Annotated in this window: 19 protein-coding genes and 2 pseudogenes; 6 read left to right on the forward strand and 15 right to left on the reverse strand. The window is 36.9% G+C overall.

The window, feature by feature from the left end; all coding sequences use genetic code 11:
- Positions 1 to 35: 35 nt before the first annotated feature.
- The 8 genes and pseudogenes from CJZ72_RS15010 to ulaG form a co-directional block, all read right to left on the reverse strand.
- Positions 36 to 155: pseudogene (locus CJZ72_RS15010) on the reverse strand (DUF3788 family protein); the annotation flags it as partial.
- A 143-nt stretch (positions 156 to 298) separates the two neighbouring features.
- Positions 299 to 1,009, reverse strand: a complete 711-nt coding sequence (araD, locus tag CJZ72_RS01510; protein ID WP_081134785.1) for an L-ribulose-5-phosphate 4-epimerase AraD — start codon at positions 1,007 to 1,009, stop codon at positions 299 to 301.
- The gene (locus CJZ72_RS01515; protein WP_095443569.1) at positions 999 to 1,859 is read right to left on the reverse strand and encodes an L-ribulose-5-phosphate 3-epimerase; all 861 of its coding nucleotides are present in this window, start codon (positions 1,857 to 1,859) and stop codon (positions 999 to 1,001) included. The genes araD and CJZ72_RS01515 overlap by 11 nt, the downstream gene beginning before the upstream one ends.
- Positions 1,860 to 1,863: 4 nt before the next feature.
- Positions 1,864 to 2,502, reverse strand: coding sequence for a 3-keto-L-gulonate-6-phosphate decarboxylase UlaD (locus CJZ72_RS01520; RefSeq protein ID WP_095443570.1), 639 nt, complete (start codon positions 2,500 to 2,502; stop codon positions 1,864 to 1,866).
- Positions 2,499 to 2,813 (reverse strand): PTS sugar transporter subunit IIB, encoded by a 315-nt coding sequence (locus CJZ72_RS01525; RefSeq protein ID WP_081134790.1) that lies wholly within the window; start codon positions 2,811 to 2,813, stop codon positions 2,499 to 2,501. Before CJZ72_RS01525 ends, CJZ72_RS01520 begins: the two co-directional genes overlap by 4 nt.
- Positions 2,814 to 2,830: 17 nt before the next feature.
- Positions 2,831 to 4,318, reverse strand: a complete 1,488-nt coding sequence (locus CJZ72_RS01530) for a PTS ascorbate transporter subunit IIC (protein ID WP_081134792.1) — start codon at positions 4,316 to 4,318, stop codon at positions 2,831 to 2,833.
- Positions 4,319 to 4,328: 10 nt separating this feature from the next.
- Positions 4,329 to 4,781, reverse strand: a complete 453-nt coding sequence (locus CJZ72_RS01535) for a PTS sugar transporter subunit IIA (RefSeq protein ID WP_081134793.1) — start codon at positions 4,779 to 4,781, stop codon at positions 4,329 to 4,331.
- Positions 4,782 to 4,798: 17 nt separating this feature from the next.
- On the reverse strand, positions 4,799 to 5,860 hold the full coding sequence (gene ulaG / locus CJZ72_RS01540; RefSeq protein ID WP_081134795.1) for an L-ascorbate 6-phosphate lactonase: 1,062 nt from the start codon (positions 5,858 to 5,860) through the stop codon (positions 4,799 to 4,801).
- 181 nt (positions 5,861 to 6,041) lie between these two features.
- Here ulaG and CJZ72_RS01545 point away from each other — a divergent pair, with 181 nt between their 5' ends.
- Entirely contained in the window at positions 6,042 to 7,220 is a 1,179-nt protein-coding gene (locus tag CJZ72_RS01545) for an IS256-like element ISEfm2 family transposase (protein WP_081133701.1), read from the forward strand.
- Between the two features lie 154 nt (positions 7,221 to 7,374).
- The gene (locus CJZ72_RS01550; RefSeq protein WP_005878329.1) at positions 7,375 to 8,163 is read left to right on the forward strand and encodes a DeoR/GlpR family DNA-binding transcription regulator; all 789 of its coding nucleotides are present in this window, start codon (positions 7,375 to 7,377) and stop codon (positions 8,161 to 8,163) included.
- 124 nt (positions 8,164 to 8,287) lie between these two features.
- Here CJZ72_RS01550 and CJZ72_RS01555 read toward each other — a convergent pair whose 3' ends face one another.
- Positions 8,288 to 9,391, reverse strand: coding sequence for an alpha-hydroxy-acid oxidizing protein (locus CJZ72_RS01555; protein WP_081134796.1), 1,104 nt, complete (start codon positions 9,389 to 9,391; stop codon positions 8,288 to 8,290).
- A 295-nt stretch (positions 9,392 to 9,686) separates the two neighbouring features.
- Between CJZ72_RS01555 and CJZ72_RS01560 the strand changes: the two genes are divergently transcribed.
- Both CJZ72_RS01560 and CJZ72_RS01565 read left to right on the forward strand, forming a co-directional pair.
- Positions 9,687 to 11,327, forward strand: a complete 1,641-nt coding sequence (locus CJZ72_RS01560) for a malolactic enzyme (protein ID WP_081134798.1) — start codon at positions 9,687 to 9,689, stop codon at positions 11,325 to 11,327.
- Between the two features lie 218 nt (positions 11,328 to 11,545).
- Positions 11,546 to 12,868 (forward strand): 2-hydroxycarboxylate transporter family protein, encoded by a 1,323-nt coding sequence (locus CJZ72_RS01565; protein WP_081134799.1) that lies wholly within the window; start codon positions 11,546 to 11,548, stop codon positions 12,866 to 12,868.
- A gap of 334 nt (positions 12,869 to 13,202) precedes the next feature.
- Here the strand turns inward: CJZ72_RS01565 and CJZ72_RS01575 are convergent, their stop codons facing one another.
- Complete coding sequence (locus CJZ72_RS01575) at positions 13,203 to 13,844, reverse strand: CPBP family intramembrane glutamic endopeptidase (protein ID WP_227260473.1); 642 nt, start codon at positions 13,842 to 13,844, stop codon at positions 13,203 to 13,205.
- A gap of 189 nt (positions 13,845 to 14,033) precedes the next feature.
- Between CJZ72_RS01575 and CJZ72_RS01585 the strand changes: the two genes are divergently transcribed.
- Complete coding sequence (locus CJZ72_RS01585) at positions 14,034 to 14,855, forward strand: GNAT family N-acetyltransferase (protein ID WP_081134801.1); 822 nt, start codon at positions 14,034 to 14,036, stop codon at positions 14,853 to 14,855.
- 320 nt (positions 14,856 to 15,175) lie between these two features.
- Here the strand turns inward: CJZ72_RS01585 and CJZ72_RS01590 are convergent, their stop codons facing one another.
- Entirely contained in the window at positions 15,176 to 15,706 is a 531-nt protein-coding gene (locus tag CJZ72_RS01590) for a TetR-like C-terminal domain-containing protein (protein ID WP_081134802.1), read from the reverse strand.
- A gap of 90 nt (positions 15,707 to 15,796) precedes the next feature.
- Between CJZ72_RS01590 and CJZ72_RS01595 the strand changes: the two genes are divergently transcribed.
- On the forward strand, positions 15,797 to 17,350 hold the full coding sequence (locus CJZ72_RS01595) for an MFS transporter (protein WP_081134804.1): 1,554 nt from the start codon (positions 15,797 to 15,799) through the stop codon (positions 17,348 to 17,350).
- Positions 17,351 to 17,605: 255 nt separating this feature from the next.
- On the opposite strand, the pseudogene CJZ72_RS01600 reads toward CJZ72_RS01595, so the two are convergent.
- The 4 genes and pseudogenes from CJZ72_RS01600 to CJZ72_RS01610 all read right to left on the reverse strand — a co-directional run.
- A pseudogene (locus tag CJZ72_RS01600) lies at positions 17,606 to 18,388 on the reverse strand (Abi family protein); the annotation flags it as partial.
- A 15-nt stretch (positions 18,389 to 18,403) separates the two neighbouring features.
- Positions 18,404 to 18,583, reverse strand: a complete 180-nt coding sequence (locus CJZ72_RS14650) for a hypothetical protein (RefSeq protein WP_227260112.1) — start codon at positions 18,581 to 18,583, stop codon at positions 18,404 to 18,406.
- 883 nt (positions 18,584 to 19,466) lie between these two features.
- On the reverse strand, positions 19,467 to 20,828 hold the full coding sequence (locus CJZ72_RS01605) for an MFS transporter (protein WP_095443571.1): 1,362 nt from the start codon (positions 20,826 to 20,828) through the stop codon (positions 19,467 to 19,469).
- 17 nt (positions 20,829 to 20,845) lie between these two features.
- Positions 20,846 to 21,052 (reverse strand): hypothetical protein, encoded by a 207-nt coding sequence (locus tag CJZ72_RS01610; RefSeq protein ID WP_081134865.1) that lies wholly within the window; start codon positions 21,050 to 21,052, stop codon positions 20,846 to 20,848.
- Between the last annotated feature and the right edge of the window lie 144 nt (positions 21,053 to 21,196).

Below are 21,196 nucleotides of genomic sequence, written 5' to 3' on the forward strand. Positions count from 1 at the left end.
GGGACAAATCTAAAAATCAGGGTTGCTATAGACTCTCGAATAAACGGTGGGAGCAGAAGCAACTCCTTCGGAAATAAGCCGAAATTCACAAAAATTTGACAAGCAATTTTCGTTCATTTCTTCTTATTTCTCGGAGTTAAACACTTCTGTCCCAGCCTCTCTCAAATAACCGGCGTCCAAAAGTCATTTTTTTCGAAATTCCAAAAAAACGACCAATACAAAAAGCGTATTGCTCGTTTTTCTCTCCAATTTCTCAAGTCGAAACGACTTTTGTCTCGACCTCTCTTTTCATGTACGACTATTGGCCATAATATGCTGTTTTTCCATGTTTTCGATAATAGTGTTTATCTAATAAATATTGAGGCGTTCGAACAGTATTGCCATTCAGTTCTTCTGTTGCTTTTGCTAGCTGACAAATTTCATCCAATACAATCATATTTTCGACTGCTTTTTCTGGCGTAGCTCCAAAGGTAAACGGTCCATGACTAAAAACGAGGATACCTGGGATAGCTTGAGGACAGATTTCTTTCTCTTTGAAACATTCAATAATTACTTTCCCAGTATTTTCTTCATATTCTGTTTGTACTTCTGCTTCTAGCAATTGACGAGTACAAGGAATATCGCCGTAAAAAGTATCTGCATGGGTCGTTCCATATACTGGCACTTCTCGTCCTGATTGAGCCCAAGCCACTGCGTGAGACGAATGTGTATGAACGATTGCTGAAATATCCTTGAACTGTTGGTATAACATGAGATGTGTGAGTAGATCAGAGGATGGCTTCAATGAAGGTTTCTCAATCGTTTTTCCTTGCAAATCGCACACGACCATATCTTCCGGTTTTAATTCGTCATAAGGCACCCCGCTTGGTTTAATTACAACGATTTTTAATTTACGATCAATCTCACTGACATTCCCCCACGTCAGTTTTACCAAGCCTTCTTCAGGAAGTCGCCGATTTGCTTGGTAAACTCTGTCTTTTATCTCTGCGATCTTTGTTTCATTCCACATGATATCCCGCCTCATTCAATTTTGGATAAAGATAATCTTTCGCTTCTTGTATTTCATTTTCATATCCAGCGTTTTCCCCACTCCACATTTCTATGAGAAATGCACCTTCATATCCCGAACGTTTAAGTACTTTTAATAAACCTAAAAAATCAACGCATCCTTTTCCGAATGGGACGTTTCGAAATTTACCTGTTGATTCTGTTGTGACGGGATAAGTATCTTTTAAGTGAATAGCCACAAGATGTTCCTTCCCTTTTTCCAATTCCATTGCCGGATCATTTTCTGACCAAGCAGACAAATTGCCTAAATCGGGATAGAGCTGTAAGAAAGGAGACGGGATTTGATTTTTTATTGTCATAAACTTCGTGACAGAATTTATAAAAGGATCATCCATGATTTCAATAGCTAAGATGATCCCATAACGAGATGCTTCTTGCACACTTTCAGTTAAGCATTCGATAAATCGTTCTCTAGATAATACAGATTTTTGTTCATAGTATACATCATAGCCCGCAAGCTGGATTATCTTTATGTTCAATCTATGGGCTAATCGAATAGCCTTTTTCATGATATTTTTAGCTTTTTTTCGCTTTTTTTCGTCGTCCGAACCAAATGGAAATCTGCGATGTGCACTAAGACAAAGTGAATGGAGCCAAATTTCCGAAGCGAACAGCTTACTTTGTATCATTTTAATTTCTTCCTCAGACCAATCAAGTCGTGCCAACCGTTCGTCACTCTCATCAATTGATAATTCCATAAAATCAAAGCCAAGTTTTTTTACTAAAGCGAAACGCTCCGCCCAAGAAATATCTTTCGGTAACGCCTTCTCATAGATTCCTATAACAGCCATCACTTCACCCCCAAATACGAGCAATCTCAGTCTTAAATCGCTCTGCGGCTAAAAGTGGTTCTTTGGACGCAGTGATTCCTCGACCAACGATAAAACTGTAAATAGGCAGGTCTTTGAATAATGGTAATATCTCTGGAGATAGTCCACCTGTCACAGAAACTTTGAAACCTAATTCAACTAGTTGTTCCACTTTTTCTAAGTCTTTTTCGCCCCATGATTCACCTGCAAGCAATGAATCTCTGCTTTGATGATAAATAGCCTGTTCAATTCCAAGTTTGTGCCATTTTTCCGCTTGTTCAAATGTCCAATCTCCGTAAAGTTCTATTTGTATTTGCTTCACCTGTGTTTGAGCTGCTTCCATGGTTGCTAAAGAAGCACAACAAATCACGGTCATCACATCTGCTCCAGCGTCCACTACATTTCTTGCTACAGTTCTACCCGCATCTGCACATTTCGTATCCGCAACAATTTGCTTATCAGGAAATAACTCGCGAATACAACGAATTGCTTTTTTTCCTTCTTGAAGACACAAAATCGTTCCAACTTCAATGGTATCCACTATTTTACCAACTTGTTCAATGTCTTCTAGTGCTTCCGCTAATGAATTATGATCCAAAGCAATTTGCAAGTTTGGTTGCATCATTCTCCCTCCTCTTTCTTGTATTTTTTGTATAAATTTGATGTTGAAAATTTTTCCTTGATCTCTTTTGCTGACATTACATTTTTGATTCCTATAACAAGGACTCCTCTTTTTTCTGCTTGTTTAAACATCGCTAAAAAATTTTGAGGTGTAAAAACTACATCATATTGACTAGCTGAACTTTTTCCTTCTGAAAGCGCACAATGATGGATTTTGATGATAGGAATTTTCAATTCTTCCATTGCTTTTTCTATACTACGCATCATCATTAGACTCGTCCCTGATCCATTTGCACAAGATACTAAAATTCTCATGTTTAGGTCCTCCAAAATCACTTATTTTTTTGTCGATTTTCTTTGTACTGCTCATAATCAGCAACGATCATGAAATATCCTTCTGGATCTTTTCGGTATTGTAGTTGAGGAATGATCAATAAACCAACGGCAACTAGTACTACACCAATATAACCAGCAAATTTCATGATTACTGTAATGAACGGCCACGCGGTTGCCCAATCAAACATACCGATATACCCTCCGAATTTTGACAGCCCAATCCATGTAGCAAATAACGCTGACCCTCCAACCTGGATCATTCCAGACAAAAAAGGAAAAATACAAGCAGCTTTAAACCCACCTCTGTTGTTGGCAAAAACAGCAATGACCGCATTATCAAAAAATAAGGGAATAAAACCCGCAATCACAATCGTTGGCGAGCGCAGTAAAATCAGTAAGCCAATCATCAAAAATTGACCTAATGCACCAAATAAAAATCCAACTGTCACTGCATTTGGAGAACCAAATCCAAAAGTCGCTGCAACATCGATTCCAGGAACTGCTCCTGGAAGAATAGTGTTGGAGATTCCTTGAAAAGATTGTGTCAGTTCATCAACAAATGTTCGGACACCTAACTGCAAAATCGCAAGATATACAGCAAAATTTAAAGAAGTAGTGAGAATATAGAAAAGAAAACTTTGGCCTTCAATCATGAACTCGGATTGAATTAAATAATCTTTTCCTAAAACCAGTAAAATGATACCGAAAAAGAAAAGCATAAGTAGAGAAGTTGCTACCATATTCTCATTGAAAATAGACAAAAATCCAGGCAGCTCGATATCTTCTAATTTTCTATCTACTTTATTTAATCCTTTCTTTTTCTGATCCTTTTTCATCCATTCCGATAGTTTTGCAAAAAGGTAGATACCGAACATTTGTTGATGGGCTACCGCAAAACCAGCACCTTCTGTTAATTCTTGTGTGATACCGACTGTCAAATTTGATGTAACAGCCCAGTAACAACCTAAGATGATTCCCATAAAGACTAACACTTCTATTCTTCCTAGATTAGGAAAGCAAAATAACAAAATCCAAAAGGCTGTTGCTGCTTGTTGAATCTGAACATTTCCTGTAGTGAATACCGCACGTAGTTTTGTATATTTTTGAAATCTTACTAGTGTGATATTCAAGATAAAAGCAATCAAAAGTAAAATCATCACATCTCCAAAGGTACGTCCAAATGTCTCCTCTAATCCGACATCCACTGCATTCTGTCCAAAGTAAGGGTCCGTTACCATTGCATCTAGATTGAATCGATCCTTCAAACCTACTAAGATAGGGCGAAAATTATTTACTAAGCCAGCTGAACCAACAGTAAGAATAAAGTAGCCCACAGTTGCTTTCAAAAAACCTGCCAGACATTCATAGAATGGGCGCCGCAATAATAAATAACCTAATAAAACAATGAATCCGATCAAATAAGCCGGTTGCGTTAAAATATTTGTGACGAAATATGTCCAAATATGTAATAAAAATTTTCCCATCTTTCTCCTCCTAACTTTCGTAGCGACGCATCACTTTTAAGTAATCTTCTATTGATTCGGTTGCCATTAAGCTATCGATTACTCTTTCTTTCATCAATAATTCAGATAATCTTTGGATGTTTTTCAGATGTGCTGTAGAATCTTTTGCTGCTAATGTAAAAAAGAGTTGTGCTTTTTTCTCTGGATCGCCAAAATTGACAGGAGACTTTAATTTTGTAAATGAGACAGCTGTTCCTAACACCTCATCGCTTTGCGAAGAGGCATGGGGCATCGCAACATTTGGTGCAACAATGATGTATGGTCCAAACATCTTTATACATTTGATGATCTCTTCTACATACGTTGCTTTGATGATCTTTTTCTCTATTAGCAGCTGACAACTCTCACGTATACCTTCTTGCCAATCCGTGACTTCTTTTTCTGAATAATACACCAACCCTTCTGACCAAAAATATCTCAGCATCTCCTTCTCCTCCTGTTCTATAAAAATGATGGAAATGGTGTATCATTTTCAGTTGTAAAAACATCATGAAACCCTCGATTAAAATTAAATTCTAGCTTTTCAAAATCTTGTGGATACGTAAACTTTCCACCAACTTGCCAAATAAAGGGGTGAAATTGATAGGCCAGACGCTCTTTTTTAGATTGCCATAAAAGGGTGATCTCTTTCGGATCAGCCATGAAATTTGACCAAATATCATAATGAACTGGAATCACTACTTTTGTCTTCAAAGCTTCTGCCATCCGTAATATATCGGCTGAAGTCATTTTATCTGTGATTCCTCGTGGGTTTTCCCCATATGCACCTAAGCAAACATCAACAGTATATTCATTTCCGTGTTTTGCAAAATAATTAGAGTAATGAGAATCTCCTGCATGATAGATATTTCCTCCAGTAGTTTCAAATAGATAATTCACCGCTATATCGTCCATCGCCTGTGGCACCTTTCCTTTGAAGGAATAATCAGTCTTATCACAAGTAATCAGGGCCGTCCGATCGAAAGCTTCCAAAGCGATCACTTTCGTTTTACCGAGGGTTATTTCGTCACCTGGCTTGACGATTGTCGTCTTTTCTTTCGGTATCCCCCAGTCAAGCCACGTTTCAACTACCTTTTTAGGTCCAATAAAGCGTGCTTGCGGACAATTTTGATGGACAGCTGCAGCAGTATTTATATCTAAATGGTCAGAATGGATATGGGTCACAACTAATGCATCGATGTTTTTCATTTCAAAAGGGTCAATCACAAAAGGTTGAGTACGTAAATTAGGCTGCATCTCTTGGACCCCACTCATTCGCATCATTTGATGTCCTTTTTTCATCAATCCTTTCCCATGTGTTTTTTTCCCAGTGCCACACCATAAGTCACATAATATATTTGTTTTTTCAGCTGTTTTTATCCAAAGTCCTGTACAACCTAACCACCATATAGATACACTTCCTTCCTCCACTTCTTCTCTCGCAATCTCCTCATTTAAATACGTACCCCATTCTGGAAAAGTCGATAAAATCCAATTTTCCTTTGTGATATCTGCTATATTCATATTTTTCTATTCCTCCTTGAAATGTGAGTATCAACACCTAAATAATAAAGCGCTAACAAACTCATTTAAATAGTTTTAAATGATTGTGAGAGTGTAAAATATTTTGTGTAAATAGAAAAAAGGAAGTCCCTTCTGTAGAATAGAGTTACCACAACACATTCACAGAAAAGAGGACTTCCATATGAACGATTTTACTACAGAAATTCTAAAGACTCTAGCGAACAAAGGCGATTTGAATGAATTATTCCGTGTCCATTTGGAAAAAGCTGTCAATACGCTTCTCAAAACGGAGTTAACGGCTTTCCTCGATTACGAAAAGTACGATCGCATTGGTTTTAACACGGGTAATTCTCGTAACGGCTCCTATGACCGTACGGTCAAGACCGAGTACGGGGAACTTCATCTCCAGATTCCGCGCGACCGCAACGGCGAGTTCAAGCAACAGACTGTTCCTGCTTATAGACGGACGAATGATACCTTAGAGGAGACCGTCATTCACCTCTTCCGAAAAGGTATTACCATGTCGGAAATCGCAGACTTGATTGAGAAAATGTATGGGCATCACTACACGCCCCAAACCATGTCCAACATGACTAAAGTGCTGACTGAAGAAGTAAATGCATTTAAAGTTAGAACTCTAAATGATAAGTATGTCGCTATTTTCATGGATGCTACTTATATTCCTTTAAAACGGCAAACCGTCTCCAAAGAAGCAATCTATATTGCCATTGGTATACGAGAAGACGGCACTAAAGAAGTACTAAGTTATGCGATTGCTCCGACTGAATCGACCTACGTTTGGAATGAGTTGTTAGAGGACATTTACTCCAGAGGGGTTCATGATGTCTTACTGTTTATTACCGATGGCTTAAAAGGCATGAAAGATACGATTCACCAGATTTATCCTAAAGCTAAATACCAACATTGCTGTGTTCACGTTTCCCGTAATATTGCTCATAAAGTACGTGTCAAAGATCGAAAAGAAATCTGTGATGATTTTAAGGCTGTTTATCAAGCTAGCTCAAAGGAAGAGGCAAATACCTTTTTAGGGAGTATGATTGAGAAGTGGCAGAAAACTTATCCTAAAGTGACGCAGTCACTGATAAAAAATCAAGATTTATTGACTTTTTATGAGTTTCCGCCTGGTATCCGCCGAAGCATTTACTCAACTAATTTAATCGAATCTTTCAATAAACAAATCAAGAAATACAGCCGCAGAAAAGAGCAGTTTCAAAATGAAGAATCACTAGAGCGTTTCCTAGTATCCATCTTTGATACATACAATCAAAAATTCTTAAATAGAAGCCATAAAGGCTTCCAACAAGTGACGGATACATTAGCTTCAATGTTTACTGAGTAACCCATTATTTTGCAGAAGGACGAGTTATTTACACAAAATTATTGACGCTCCCATGATTGTTTGTACTTTATATGATTGTTTTATTTTTTTATATGATTTTTCTTATATACTCAGTCATATAAGAAGTTAAGCCATTCTTTGAGGAGGTAGTTTTTTGAAAAATTCACTGAAAAGTATTGAGAAAAGACGAAAAGCGATTTTAGATATTTTAGAAGCACGAAAACAGCTGACAACACTTGAGCTTTCGTCTGAATTAAATGTTTCGTTGAGCACAATCCGGAGAGACCTAAATGTCTTAGAGGAAAAAAATGATATCATCAGAAAATACGGTTACTGCCTTTTTAATTACAAGAATAAAACAAACTTTGATGAGTCGGGACCTCTCAGACTCAAACAACAAATTGCTAGATATGCAAGTAGATATGTCAATGATTATGACACGTTGTTCATCAATTCCAGTTCTACTGCTCTAGCTATTTTGAACTATCTCACTGTTAAGCATGTGACAATCGTTACCAATAACTTGAAAGTTGTCGCCACTACTCATCAACCAAACTACAGTTATATCTTGACTGGAGGCGAATTGCGTATACCAAAAGAAGTATTAGTTGGAGATATTGCTACACGAACTTTAATGGATATGAATGCAGATATCTGTGTGATTGGATGTAGTGGTGTCAGCGTAGAAAATGGCGTTACAACTAAAATTTTAAATGAATCAAAAATCAATGAACTGATGATCAATAAAACAAGAAGGAGTAAAATATTAGTTGCTGATCATCGCAAGATCGGCTTGACTTCAAAATTTAAAATTGCTGATGTTTCTTCATTCGACTATTTGATCACCGATCAATTCTGTCCGACAAAAATCGCAAAGGAGATCAGTGAAACAGGTATAAAAGTGATTCGGATAAAAGACTTTCCTGCTATTGAACTTTTCTGATACATGGTAAAAAAGAGTACTCCTATTAAGCACATGAAGAATATACTTGATTAAACAACAAAAGCAGTGAGAGAAATCTGAACTACTGACGTTCAGTCTCTTCACTGCTTTTTTTGATTATCCGCTAAATAAACCGATTCTCTCTCAATTTTGCCTTTTTGATGTCTTCTACCGTTTGCGTACCTGCTAATTGCATGACCATTTCAAGTTCTCTTTTGAAGAAATCAAATACTTGTTTGATTCCTGTACTTCCTCCAAGGGCTAATCCGTATATCGCAGGTCTTCCAATGGCAACTAGATCCGCACCTGAGGCAATTGCTTTAAAGACGTGCTGCCCACGACGAACACCACTATCAAAGACGATTGGTACACGTTTATCCACTGCTTCAGCCACATATTGTAAAGAGTCAAAGGAAGCAGGACCACCATCTAATTGTCTTCCTCCATGGTTCGATACCCAGATACCTTGCGCACCCGAATCAAGTGAACGATAGACATCTTCTTCTGATTGGACACCTTTGACATACACTGGTAGATCTGAATGGGTAGTGATAAACTCGATATCTTTAGGACTCAGTTTTTGTTTAGACGATTTATAAACGGCATCCATCGTTTGTCCTACACCGGATTGATATGCTTGGACGATCGGCATTGGCAAAGGAAAGGTAAATCCGTTTCGTCGATCTGTTTCACGATTACCGCCAACTGTTGCATCCGCTGTCAAGACGATAGCTTTAGCGCCATTGCGTTTGGCCATTTCTAAGATATCTGTATTGATACCATCATCTTTACTCATATAAAATTGGAACCACTGTGGTGCGGTATTTCCGCCCGCTTTCCTGATTTCTTCTAATGTACAGGAAGCATAGGAACTTGCTGTATAGATAGTCCCAAACTCTGCCACTCCTTTTGCAGAAGCTCTTTCCGCCTGTTCGTGAGCCAATCCATGGGCTGCTACTGGCGCCATGATGATCGGTGCCGTTAATGTTTCACCCGAAAAACCGATCGTTGTATCAGGCAATTCTACATCTTTTAAGACATGAGGAATGATCAATCGGTGGTTAAAAGCCTTTTCATTTTCTCGATACGTAAAAAGATCTCCTGCTCCACTGCTGATATACCCATATCCACCGTTAGGAATGACTTGTGTTGCAGCAAGTTCTAAATCTTCTATATTAATAAAATCGATAAGTCCTTCATTCGTTCCAGCATGATAAACTTTTTCCATACTAAAGCCTTCTTTCTAGATAATCAAAAAACATGATTTTATGATAGCGTTTGCATAATCATGGTACCTCGCAAAATTGATACAGGCAAATAATCTGTTTGAAAATAAATGTTCCAACTGAAAAATTGAACAAAATGGATCATATATAAGAAAGAGTAAAAAGTTTTAAATCACAAAATTACGTTTCATTCAATTTCTTCATATAAATAATATTTATCATTACCCTCGCTTTTGACTATAGTATTTATCGGCGCCTATACTTCGCTTGTAATCAAATCTTAGGAGGAAAACATACATGCTTACAGGATTAAACTTATTGAACAATCCATTTTTAAATAAAGGAACTGCTTTTACAAAAGAAGAACGTGCAAAATATGGGATCACAGGAATGTTACCAAGTACTGTCCAAACACTTGAACAACAATCAGTACAAGCTTATGGTCAATATTTGAGCAAACAAACAGATTTAGAAAAACGTATTTTCTTAATGAATCTATTCAACACGAACCGTACATTGTTCTATAAATTGATGGGACAACACCTTGTTGAATTTATGCCAGTTGTTTATGATCCAGTCGTTGCGGACTCAATCGAACAATACAATGAAATTTTCTTAAAACCACAAGATGCAGCTTTCCTTTCAATTGACGAACCTGAATCAATCAAAACAAGCTTAAAAAATGCTGCTGACGGTCGCGATATCCGCTTGATCGTTGTAACAGACGCTGAAGGAATCTTAGGTATGGGTGACTGGGGCGTAAATGGTGTCGACATCGCTATCGGAAAATTAATGGTCTACACTGCTGCTGCAGGTATCAATCCTACACAAGTACTACCTGTTTCAATCGATGCAGGAACCAACAATGAAGAATTATTGAACAATCCTTTGTATCTAGGGAACCGTCATAGCCGTGTCGAAGGCGAAACTTACTACACATTCATCGATCAATTCGTTGAATCTGCAACTGAGCTTTTCCCTGAACTACTTCTACACTGGGAAGACTTTGGTCGTGGAAATGCTGCAACGATTTTGGAAAAATATGAAGATAAAATCACTACCTTCAATGATGATATCCAAGGAACTGGTATCGTTGTTCTTGCCGGCGTTTTAGGTGGTTTGAATATTTCTGGTGAAGCATTGAAAGATCAAACAATCTTAACATTTGGTGCTGGAACAGCCGGTGTTGGTATTGCCAATATCTTGCTAGATGAAATGATCCGCCAAGGTGTTCCAGAAGAAGATGCACGTAAACACTTCTATCAAGTAGACAAACAAGGTCTTTTATTCGAAGACACAGAAGGCTTGACACCAGGACAAATTCCATTTGCTCGCAAACGTTCTGAATTTGCAAATCATGCTGAATTAACAAACTTAGAAGCAGTCGTGAAAGAAATCCATCCAACAATCATGATCGGAACTTCTACACAACCTGGCGCCTTCACTGAAGAAATCGTAAAAGAAATGGCTGCTCACACAGCTCGTCCAATTATTATGCCATTGTCAAATCCAACAAAATTAGCAGAAGCAAAAGCAAAAGATCTAATTGAATGGACAGACGGTAAAGCATTAGTTGGGACAGGTATCCCTGCTGCTGATGTAGAATATAATGGTGTTACTTACCAAATCGGTCAAGCAAATAATGCTTTGATGTACCCTGGTCTAGGACTTGGTTTGATTGCTTCTACTGCTACACGTGTAAATGCTGAAATCATTTCTCAAGCTAGCCGTGCATTAGGTGGAATCGTTGATGTAACAAAACCAGGTGCAGCTATTTTACCTCCAGTTGCGAAAATCACTGAATTCTCTCAAATAATTGCAGAAACAGTGGCAAAATCAGTTGTTTCACAACACTTGAATCGTGAAGAAATCACAGATATCAAAGCAGCAGTTGAAGCAGCAAAATGGGTACCAGAATATCAAGATTTAGAACAATAATCTTTCCTATTCTAACGCGTTAATCAGCGACTACTCTGTGGCAAAGTCACCTTTAGAGTAAGTCTAACGAGTCAGCAAACGAACTCACTAAGATGTCTTCTTTTGCTGACTCGTGTAAATAATGTTGACTCGAATTACGGGAGCGGGTATTTTCGCTCCTCTAATTTTTGATGTCTTCATTTGACTGAATTTTTTCAAATAAGAAAGGATCTGTATGAATGACACAAAAAGAAACAGCAACTGTAACAGTTGAAGAAACCAAAAAAGAAAGCTTTTGGGCAACTAAAATCAGTGGTGTAAGCTTGCCTATCTACTTGATCATGGTCATTGTTCTGATCGTTGCGATGGCTTTAGGAAAACTACCTAGTAATATGATAGGACCTATCGCTGTGCTTGTGATATTCGGAAATCTCTTCCATTTTATTGGAACAAAGATCCCAATCGTTAAAAGTTACCTAGGTGGTGGTTCTGTTTTTGCAATCTTTGCTTCGGCGGCCATTGCAACGTTTGGTATTTTACCTGATTATGTAGTCAAATCAACAGAAAACTTTGTCAATAATATGGGTTTTCTAGATTTTTATATTGCAGCCTTGATTACGGGGAGCATTTTAGGAATGAATCGCAGTTTATTGATGAAAGCTTCTGTACGTTTTATTCCTGTAGCACTTATTTCAATGATCGCCTCATTTTTTGCCGTTGGATTAGTTGGTATGTTGATCGGAAATGGATTTGCTAATTCCGTTTTGTATATCTCACTTCCTGCAATGGCTGGAGGAGTTGGCGCTGGTGCCGTCCCATTATCAACGATTTATGCAAATGTTTTAGGTACAAATGCTTCGTCTATTATTTCTCGTTTGATCCCAGCTACAGCAATGACAAATGTCTTAGCGATTATTGGAGCAGCTTTAGTGGCACGTGCTGGACAATCAATGCCTAAGCTAAACGGAAATGGAAAATTAATGGCAAAAGGTGACCTTGGTGATGGAAAACCACGGGATGTAAAACCAACGATCCAACAATTAGGGGTTGGCTTGATGGTCTCTATCACTTTCTTTATTTTGGGCCAAATCTGTAATTTCTTTATACCAAAAGTCCATGCTTATGCCTTCATGATCATCATTGTAGTTATCTGTAAAATCACTAATGTATTACCAGAATACTATGAAGATGCCGCAATCATGTTCAATAATCTGATCGTTAAAAACTTAACTGCAGCTGTTCTTGCTGGTATTGGTATCGCATTGTTGAACTTAAATGTCTTAGCTTCTGCTTTGACATGGCAATTTGTTGTATTGTGCTTAACAAGCGTAATCGTCATCTCACTTGTTTCAGGCTTTGTTGGTCGTCTATTCGGTCTATATCCTGTAGAATCAGCAATCACTGCCGGACTATGTAATAACTCAATGGGTGGTACTGGGAATGTTGCAGTACTCTCTGCTGCCAACCGCATGGAATTGATCGCATTTGCTCAAATGGGGAATCGACTAGGCGGAGCAATCGTTTTGATCATTTCGGGTTTCTTGATGCAATTACTCTCTTAGAAATGAAAAAAGAGGCCGAGACAAAAGTCGTTTAGGTCTGAGAAATTGGAGAAAAAAACGAACAATACGCTTTTTGTATTGCTCGTTTTTTTTTGCAATTTCCGAAAAGACTGACTTTTGGACGCCGCTTATTTGAGAGAGGCTGGGACAGAAGTGTTTAACTCCGAGAAATAAGAAGAAATGAACGAAAAGTGTTTTTCAAATTTTTGTGAATTTCGCCTTATTTAAGAAGGAGTTGCTTCTGCTCCCGCCGTTTATTCGAGAGTCTGTAGCAAACCTGAATTTTAGATTTGTCCCACTTACTTTCTATCAAGTAACCTTGATCAGGCGAACCTCATGATACAAGAATACTTATCAATACGATTAAACTATCATACAGAAAATGAGTTAAAAATGCCGGAAGGATATTCTTTGTTTTCATATACGCCAGTGTAAAAGGTACTCTCACGATCCCAACAGCTAAGACTGCTTGTAAGAAATTCCATTGATATGTTGGCAAGTGCAATGCCCCAAATAAAAGTGAGCTGATCAATACGAGTAAAGCCACTGACCATTTTGTTTTCTTCTGTTTCTCTTCTAAGCGTCTCAAAATGACTGAAACTGGGACTAATACAAGTAATTCCTCTCCGAGTAAAGCTGGTATGAAAAGAACAAAAGTCCAAAAATTTGGCGACTCCATCACTGGATTAGATTCCATGCTGAGTCCTAATAATTGCGAAATGATTCCATAAATAATCACCCAGATAATCGCCAGACCTAAACAACCAATCACCAATAGACCATCTTTTACTTTCATTTTTTTGAACAAATAAAACATCTTGCCGTAAATGATACGACTAGCAAGCAATCCTGCAATCAACAACCAAAATTCTCCAATGATCCTTCCACCTATCCCAAATGACAAGGCAAGAAAGCCAATAAATACAATGATGATCGAAAGAATGATATTTCTAATCGATCCTATTTCTTTTTTCATGTTCTCCTCCTATTGCTCCAAATAGATTTCTAAACTATAACGTCATTTTCATGCCGCAAACCATTGTCATTATAACAGCTTTCTGATTATTCAGATACCAAGATTTCTATAAGTAAATGGCTTTTTTCAATTGAAAAATCCACTTTGATAAGCTACGATAGTAAAAAATAGTGTACCAAAGGAGCCTTAATGAAAAAAGTATTCAATACTCAATTATCTTCTTTTGAAATGACCGAGGTAAAACAATTAAAGGAGACCGTCGAACGTCAACGCACATGTCGGTTCAAATTAGAACCTGATTTTCTTCATCAAGCAAATCGCCGTAGTCAGCATTTTCTTTACTATCAAGAGGATACACTTCTAGCCTATGCTTTTTTGAATTTTTTTGACTCACAAGTCCTTGAAGCCACATTGATCGTTCAAGAAAACGAGTTGATTGCGGATAGTTTAGTAGCCCTTAACGACTTTGCACGCCAACAAGCCATTCCGACTGTTTTGATCATCACAGACATTAACGACCAACTTTTAACGACCTTCCTAAAAAATGAACAAAGTTATGTACATCAATTTTCTGAGTATCGTCTGTTTCTTGACAGCTCAAACTTCAACGCACAACAAGAAGTACTTCCTTTACGTCATGCCAAAGCAGAGGAATCCCTACAGATTGCTCGCTTACTGGCTGAAATGCCTGAAGACGAGATTGAACCCCTTTTACCAGAAGATTTAGCAAATACCCTCGTTCTTACCAAAGAAGATCGAGTAATCGCCTGCATCCGTATCGATGAAAGTCCTAAAACTTATGGTATCTATGGCTTTGTCGTCGATCCTGATCATCGTGGTCGAGGATTAGGTCAATCGATCTTGACTACCGTCATCCAACAATTACTAGCAAAAAAGCAAAAAGAAATCTATTTAGAAGTTGAAGCAACCAACCAACGTGCGTTGCATCTCTACACAAAGCTAGGTTTCAAAAAAGAGATACTCTTTGATTATTATTGCCATGAGGTTTGATGAGCTTGTGGAAAAATAGTCAAACATTTACTTAGATGTAAGAAGAGTATAAAAGCAATCTTCAATTTATTGTAAATTGATCTAAAGAAAGGAGAAACCCTGACTGCATAAGGTCAAGGTCTCTCCTTTTTTCAATTCTATCCATCTTCAGCCATTAAGATTGGCAAGATTGAACAAATCATCCATTATGCACAGCTAAATATCTATAAATAGAGTTTTTCACTGCAAAAAGTCTTTTGAATAGGACAGCTCGTTGTTTAAGTGTATCTCCATAATTTTCGATTGATATGATCCATTGTTATATATACTTACCAAAACTATTATTTATCAAAATTGAATAAAACGGATAATATTTCCCCCATTTCTTGCGGGGTCTCTTTCATTCCTGATTGGATCCACCGTAATTCGACAGAAATAACAGCACCTGCCATAAAAATACTCGTATATTTATTATTTTTTCTCTGTAATTTTACATAGCCTTGCTCGATGAGATAAGAATAGACAGTTTCAAAAGTGGTGATCAATGTTTCAGTTAGTCCCGCATTCGCTAACAGGATCACTGATTCTGCTTCTTCTTTTTGTAATTTAAAATATACAGTCATCAATGTGATGAAATTAACTTCCTTAGCATGTTGTGTTCTCCTCAAATAGGCACTCATTTCCCAACTCTTATATCTTAGGATGATATCTTGTAAGGAATGGAAATTCCGATAGTAGTAAGTTCGTGAAACTCTAGCTACTTTGCATAGTTCTGAAATCGAGATATCTATCAGTTCTTTTTTCTGTAATAGATGTAGTAAGGCTTGATAGATCTGTCGTAATTTTTGAATCTTGACTTCCTGAGGTCCCATAGTTTACAAATTCCCCTCTTTCTGTAACCTAAATATGTATATTCAGTATAACATGTTCTATGCTACCTACATAAATGAGGGGGCATTACTATGACGAAACAACAAAAATTTATTTTAGGGACTATGGCTATCGGCATATTTTTATGTGCATTAGATACCACTGTAATGAACATTGCATTACCCGCAATTCAATCTGGTTTCCATACGGATCTTAATTCTCTGCAATGGGCTTTGAATATCTATACCATTCTTTTTGCTGCATTCACCATTCCTTTAGGCAGAGTTGCTGATATTTTAGGTCGGAATAAAGTCTATATGATTGGGTTGCTCCTTTTTCTAATAGGATCTTTCGCCTCTGGAAGTGCTATGTCTGTCGCACAACTTGTTCTCAGTCGCGGAATACAGGCAATAGGTGCAGCGATCGTCTTTCCAACAAGCATGACTATTGGTATGAATACTGTAGAGCTAAAAAATAGAAATACCGCAATCCTCATTCTAGGAATTACTCAGGGATTAGCATCAACTTTTGGTCCAACAATTGGCGGTTTCATGACGCAATTTTTTAGTTGGCGAGGGATTTTTTTGATCAATCTTCCGTTAAGTATCATTGCTTTAGGTGTCAATTTCTTTTTATTACCGATAAAAAATGAACATAGGATCAAAAAATCTCTTGATTTGCCAGGGATGTTGCTTATAGTGATTGCTTTGTTTTCACTAGTTTTGTCACTTGTTCAGGGGCGTGTCTGGGGATGGACTAGTTTAATAACAGACTTATTATTTGGCGTTTTTGGGTTATCCCTCATCCTATTTATTTGGCATGAAAAAACTGTGAAAGAGCCAATGATTCCTCTAGCTTTATTCAAAGATCGTCAATTTTCAGGGACCGTACTGATGACTTTGATTTCCGGAATCTTTTTTGTAGGTTTGTTCGTTCTTCTTCCCAGCTTTTTCACCAAGGTTTACAATGATTCAGAACTTATTGCAGCTTTGTTGATTACACCAGCTTCTGCTATGGTTTTCTTCTTTTCTCCTATCAGTGGTTTATTGCTTAAAAAAATGGGTTCCCGCATACTATTATTATTTGGGATTACCTTAATGGCATTAGGATATACAGTATTAACTTTATTAGATCCGGATATCTACTGGCAATTTGCTATTGCTTTAGTATTGATAGGCGCAGGCTATGGGATAATCATTGGTCCGTTGACTGTTTTAAGTGCAAGTAATTTTTCTGGTGAATTATTGACTGCTTCACAAAGTGTTATGGGCGTTTTCCGCCAAATCGGCACAGTATTAGCTGTGGCACTATTCATTAGTGCATTTTCGTCAAATCTATCAGTAGCGAAAAAAGATATCTGGCAAACTGCTCAAAATCAAGTTGCGGAACTGCAAGTGTCTAATATGCAGAAAGAACAGTTATTAAACGGTATAAAGAAAGGCATTGATGGAGAAAATATTCCCACACAAAAAAATGAATCATCAACTCTTATTGTGAAGAAAATCCAACAAAAAATAAGTGCAGTAAGTACTCAGAAATTATCAAGAGCATTTATTCAACCATTTCAAAAAGCATTGCCCTTCACTTGGCTTTTTCTTCTGGTTATCTTTATTTTCCCCAAAAAAAGTCACAAGAGAAGAATGTGAAAATTTTTTACAATATGATGATTTCCTCTTAGTCTAACGGTAATATAGATGATAAGAGTACTACTATCCAAACAATGGAACGACTATTTTACGAATTCAAATCATTTGGGAACATGAAATTCAGGATCATTTTGATCAATCAATTGATTCAAGTGAGATAACAAAAAAATCTGAGACAGAAGGACTAAACTTCTGTCTCAGATTTTTTGTTATGCAATTCATTGTTTTTATTATCAAAGAGTTCAGATTTCTTTATCAAAAAATTTTCAAAGCAGTTCTCCAATCTTCTTTAAACCCATTCTCTTCACAATTAAATAAATCATCGCTATGGTCAACTAATTCAGATAAATCATCTATAAACAAATTCCATTCATCTTGAATAGCTCGATCTGGAAGGAAAGAAAAAAGTTTCTTCTCTGTAAACAACATTACAAATAAATTATCTTTTTGTGAATTTTTTATACTATATTTCTTTAAATCTTCTTTAGGTAAAGATGGAAAAACTACAAACCTTTTGCTATAAAATCTTGCGTGATGCGCAGTCATATTTCTGATATATCTAGCAACCCCCACCCAACTAACAACAAATTTTCTGTATTGTTTTCCAAAAACTTTATCGATCCACATGTTTTTATACTCAGGCTTCAACTGAGAGATAAACGTATCAATTTGCCCAAAAGTCAACTCCTCAATCAGAACCCACACAGGAATACAACCATTTTTTTCCCTATGATGATACTTAATATACTCCTCTTTACTTCGAGTAACTGTTTCAGCAAAACTCGCTAAAATCTCTTTTCCTAGTTCTTCTTTACCATAAATATTTAAATCAAGATAAAATTCAGCCTGTTGGTATTCATCAGAATTATAGTTATTACTAATTACATTAGCAAGAGAGGTTTTTATCCACTCCTCTAGAATTCCTGAAAAATGGCTTAATTGCTTCCTTATGTATTTATCCACATTATACAAATATAAAACATTGGAAAAAGTTCTCTTATTATCCTCAACTACTAGCCTAGGGAAGACTGAGAATCTATAATAATTTGTATATTAAAAAAAGTTAAGTGCTTGCTGTTTTTCTGCAGAAGAAAATAAAACCATATGACCATAATCTTCTTTTTGAAGGATATCAATAAATTCTTGTCCTTCCTTTGGTTCTTTCATTGCCTCATCAACGTCAATACTTTTTTTAAAATAAGTATAGTCCAACTCATTATTTTTTTTAGCCATTTTTATTAAATTTTCGATATAAGCTAATTGATCATATATAAGAATACGCTTTCACCTCAATACAAAAAAAGACTCGCCGTGGTCCGCTGGTTTCCCAAGCGTGGCAAGTTCTGGTAACTTGAATTTATCAGTAAAGGCAGCAATTGTCAATATTAAGCTTAAAAAGTATTATTTTTTGTTAAATATCATCCAACTTTTTCCACTAAAAAGGCAGCCGAATTTTCGGCCGCTCCATTTTTGTTCTGCTATTTCTTTTTAGTTAAATACCAAGCTCTTCCAATCATTAACAAAATATTTTAACACTTTTTTATGTCCTTGGTGATTAGTGGTAAAGACTGACTACATTACGCATCTATAAGCACGACTATGGACATCTACGGAAATCTTAGCAAAGAGAATGAGACTAAAGAAAAAGCTATATAACAGCTTATAACCTAGATTTCAAGAAATTATAACAAGGATAAACTCTTAAAGAAAAATGCTATACTTTCATTTTCGGACATTCTCGTTATAAAATCTGAGAATCCAATTCTTATTGTTGCGTTTGAAGATAGGAAAGTACGAATTTCGCCTCGTATTCAAATTCAATGCAACGTGAATCTTTTTTCTTTGCGAACTTTCGATGATTGAAGTCTTCTAGCTTTCTCAGATTTTAACCATTGACATCCTTCAAGTAAGATTTCCCCAGTAAACTGACATCAATAGCGATCTGTGAATCGACTATGCTATAATTCTGATTCAATACAAATTGTAAGAACCTTTCGGAAAAGACTCTTTTGACCCTATCATCTTCTTTGACTCAACTGCCTAGTCGTTTAGTTTCGCATAGGCTGATACGGCTACCTCTTGGATTCGATTATCTAATCGAGCTTAATCTCATAAATCATGATTTCTGCTTAGCAATCATCATGGCAAAGATAATACCAACTAATGACATTAAACCAGATCCAATCATAGCTGCGCTGAATCCATTGAAAAAGTCGCTAACTGTCGCCACACTGCCAACCGCATAAAAAATAATTACTGTGACTGTTACACCTACCGCACCACCAAACAGCCGAAACATATTGTAGATGCCAGATGCTTTACCAACTTCGTTTCCTTTTACTGATCCAATAGCTGATTTTTGTAAGGCGGGGCCGGCCATTGAAAGCCCTGTACCTGCTAAAACTAGAGGGAGCACAATCAGTAGGTAAGATGTTCCCGGATGAAAAGCTAGCGCAATCCAAATATATCCGATGCCCTGCAACACCAACCCAATTGTAGCGATAAATCTTTCACCAAATTTATCAACTGCGCTACCTGCAAAAGGTGCGATGATAACCAAAGTTCCAGTCCAAGGCAATAGCTTCAATCCTGAAATAAGTGCATTTGAATGGTTCACGACTTGAAAATATTGAGGGAGAAAGAAGACTACCCCATACATCGACGCATAAAGTAAGAATGTTGCAGTATTACCACCATTAAATGATTTTGATTTAAAAAATCTCAATGGTACCATTGGTTCACTTTCGGATTTTTGCCGGAAGACAAATAAAACACCAATAATAATGCTGATCACACCAATAATGATCGTTGAAGTGGCAATCGGAACACTCTTACTTTCAGATAATGCCCAGATGATTCCAGCAGAAGCCAGTATGATTAGAATCGAATCTAGGATATTGATGCTAGAAGCATTTCGTTTTGATTCTGGTAACTTTTTCTGTGACAAATACATACCAACTATTCCAATTGGAACATTGATCCAAAATATCCACTGCCACATCAGCTTGGCAACAATAAAACCACCTAACGCTGGACCAACAATAAGTGCTAGTCCACCAATCCCACTCCAGATTCCTAAAGCACGACCCCGTTCTTCCGATGGCAAAGCAGATGTTAAAATAGCCATCGACATTGGTGTAATGACAGAGGCACCGATCCCCTCAATTATCCGTGCAACTATCAGAAAATTAATGCTATTTGATAGTGCACACAAAATTGAACCAATCACAAATACAAGAATCCCTAGATTATAAACTTTGCGATGACCAAAGCGATCACCAAGTGATACCCCCAACAGTAACACTGCAGCAATCGTGATGTTATACGCATTTATAGCCCATTGTAATTGGCTAACCGTAATATTAAAATCATTCCTAATGGCTGTTGAAGCCGTTGTAACAATCATCGAATCCATCATCGATAAAAAAATTCCGAGGGATGTTAGTATCAATACCCACGTTGAGTTTACTTTTTTCATTTCTCTTCTCTCCTCGCCTATGACAAGTACTTTTGCACGGCATTTTTGACTTTATTTGAATTCGTAATTGGAACAACGTGTCGGTCTTCTAAAATGACAACAAGTCTGACATCAGTATCAAGATTATTGTTCTTCACTGTTTCAATCGTATCTTTCTCCATCTCTTCACGATCAGTCTGATTTAACTCTGCCAGATTCTTAAAACGGTCTCGTTTTAACCACATTTTCTCATCTTCCGAAATCATATCTATGTCCTCTCTTTCACTTAAAAGTTAAATAGTACAAAAGTTATTGAACTATTGTACTTAAAACTAATACTATTTTTATATACTGTCAACATATTTTAGTACTTTGAAAGAAAAAATATG

It is taken from the genome of Enterococcus durans, assembly GCF_002277935.1.
Lineage (GTDB): Bacteria > Bacillota > Bacilli > Lactobacillales > Enterococcaceae > Enterococcus_B > Enterococcus_B durans.

Excerpts from the sequence above, each read along its gene's own strand:
- CJZ72_RS14650 (WP_227260112.1), bottom strand. The coding sequence starts at position 18,583 with ATGGCTAAAAAAAATAATGAGTTGGACTATACTTATTTTAAAAAAAGT.
- CJZ72_RS01545 (WP_081133701.1), top strand. The coding sequence starts at position 6,042 with ATGAACGATTTTACTACAGAAATTCTAAAGACTCTAGCGAACAAAGGC.
- CJZ72_RS01520 (WP_095443570.1), bottom strand. The coding sequence starts at position 2,502 with ATGATGCAACCAAACTTGCAAATTGCTTTGGATCATAATTCATTAGCG.
- CJZ72_RS01605 (WP_095443571.1), bottom strand. The coding sequence starts at position 20,828 with ATGAAAAAAGTAAACTCAACGTGGGTATTGATACTAACATCCCTCGGA.
- CJZ72_RS01585 (WP_081134801.1), top strand. The coding sequence starts at position 14,034 with ATGAAAAAAGTATTCAATACTCAATTATCTTCTTTTGAAATGACCGAG.
- CJZ72_RS01535 (WP_081134793.1), bottom strand. The coding sequence starts at position 4,781 with ATGCTGAGATATTTTTGGTCAGAAGGGTTGGTGTATTATTCAGAAAAA.
- CJZ72_RS01530 (WP_081134792.1), bottom strand. The coding sequence starts at position 4,318 with ATGGGAAAATTTTTATTACATATTTGGACATATTTCGTCACAAATATT.
- CJZ72_RS01515 (WP_095443569.1), bottom strand. The coding sequence starts at position 1,859 with ATGGCTGTTATAGGAATCTATGAGAAGGCGTTACCGAAAGATATTTCT.
- CJZ72_RS01525 (WP_081134790.1), bottom strand. The coding sequence starts at position 2,813 with ATGAGAATTTTAGTATCTTGTGCAAATGGATCAGGGACGAGTCTAATG.
- araD (WP_081134785.1), bottom strand. The coding sequence starts at position 1,009 with ATGTGGAATGAAACAAAGATCGCAGAGATAAAAGACAGAGTTTACCAA.
- CJZ72_RS01610 (WP_081134865.1), bottom strand. The coding sequence starts at position 21,052 with ATGTGGTTAAAACGAGACCGTTTTAAGAATCTGGCAGAGTTAAATCAG.
- CJZ72_RS01595 (WP_081134804.1), top strand. The coding sequence starts at position 15,797 with ATGACGAAACAACAAAAATTTATTTTAGGGACTATGGCTATCGGCATA.
- CJZ72_RS01575 (WP_227260473.1), bottom strand. The coding sequence starts at position 13,844 with ATGAAAAAAGAAATAGGATCGATTAGAAATATCATTCTTTCGATCATC.
- CJZ72_RS01590 (WP_081134802.1), bottom strand. The coding sequence starts at position 15,706 with ATGGGACCTCAGGAAGTCAAGATTCAAAAATTACGACAGATCTATCAA.
- CJZ72_RS01555 (WP_081134796.1), bottom strand. The coding sequence starts at position 9,391 with ATGGAAAAAGTTTATCATGCTGGAACGAATGAAGGACTTATCGATTTT.
- CJZ72_RS01560 (WP_081134798.1), top strand. The coding sequence starts at position 9,687 with ATGCTTACAGGATTAAACTTATTGAACAATCCATTTTTAAATAAAGGA.
- CJZ72_RS01565 (WP_081134799.1), top strand. The coding sequence starts at position 11,546 with ATGACACAAAAAGAAACAGCAACTGTAACAGTTGAAGAAACCAAAAAA.
- ulaG (WP_081134795.1), bottom strand. The coding sequence starts at position 5,860 with ATGAATATAGCAGATATCACAAAGGAAAATTGGATTTTATCGACTTTT.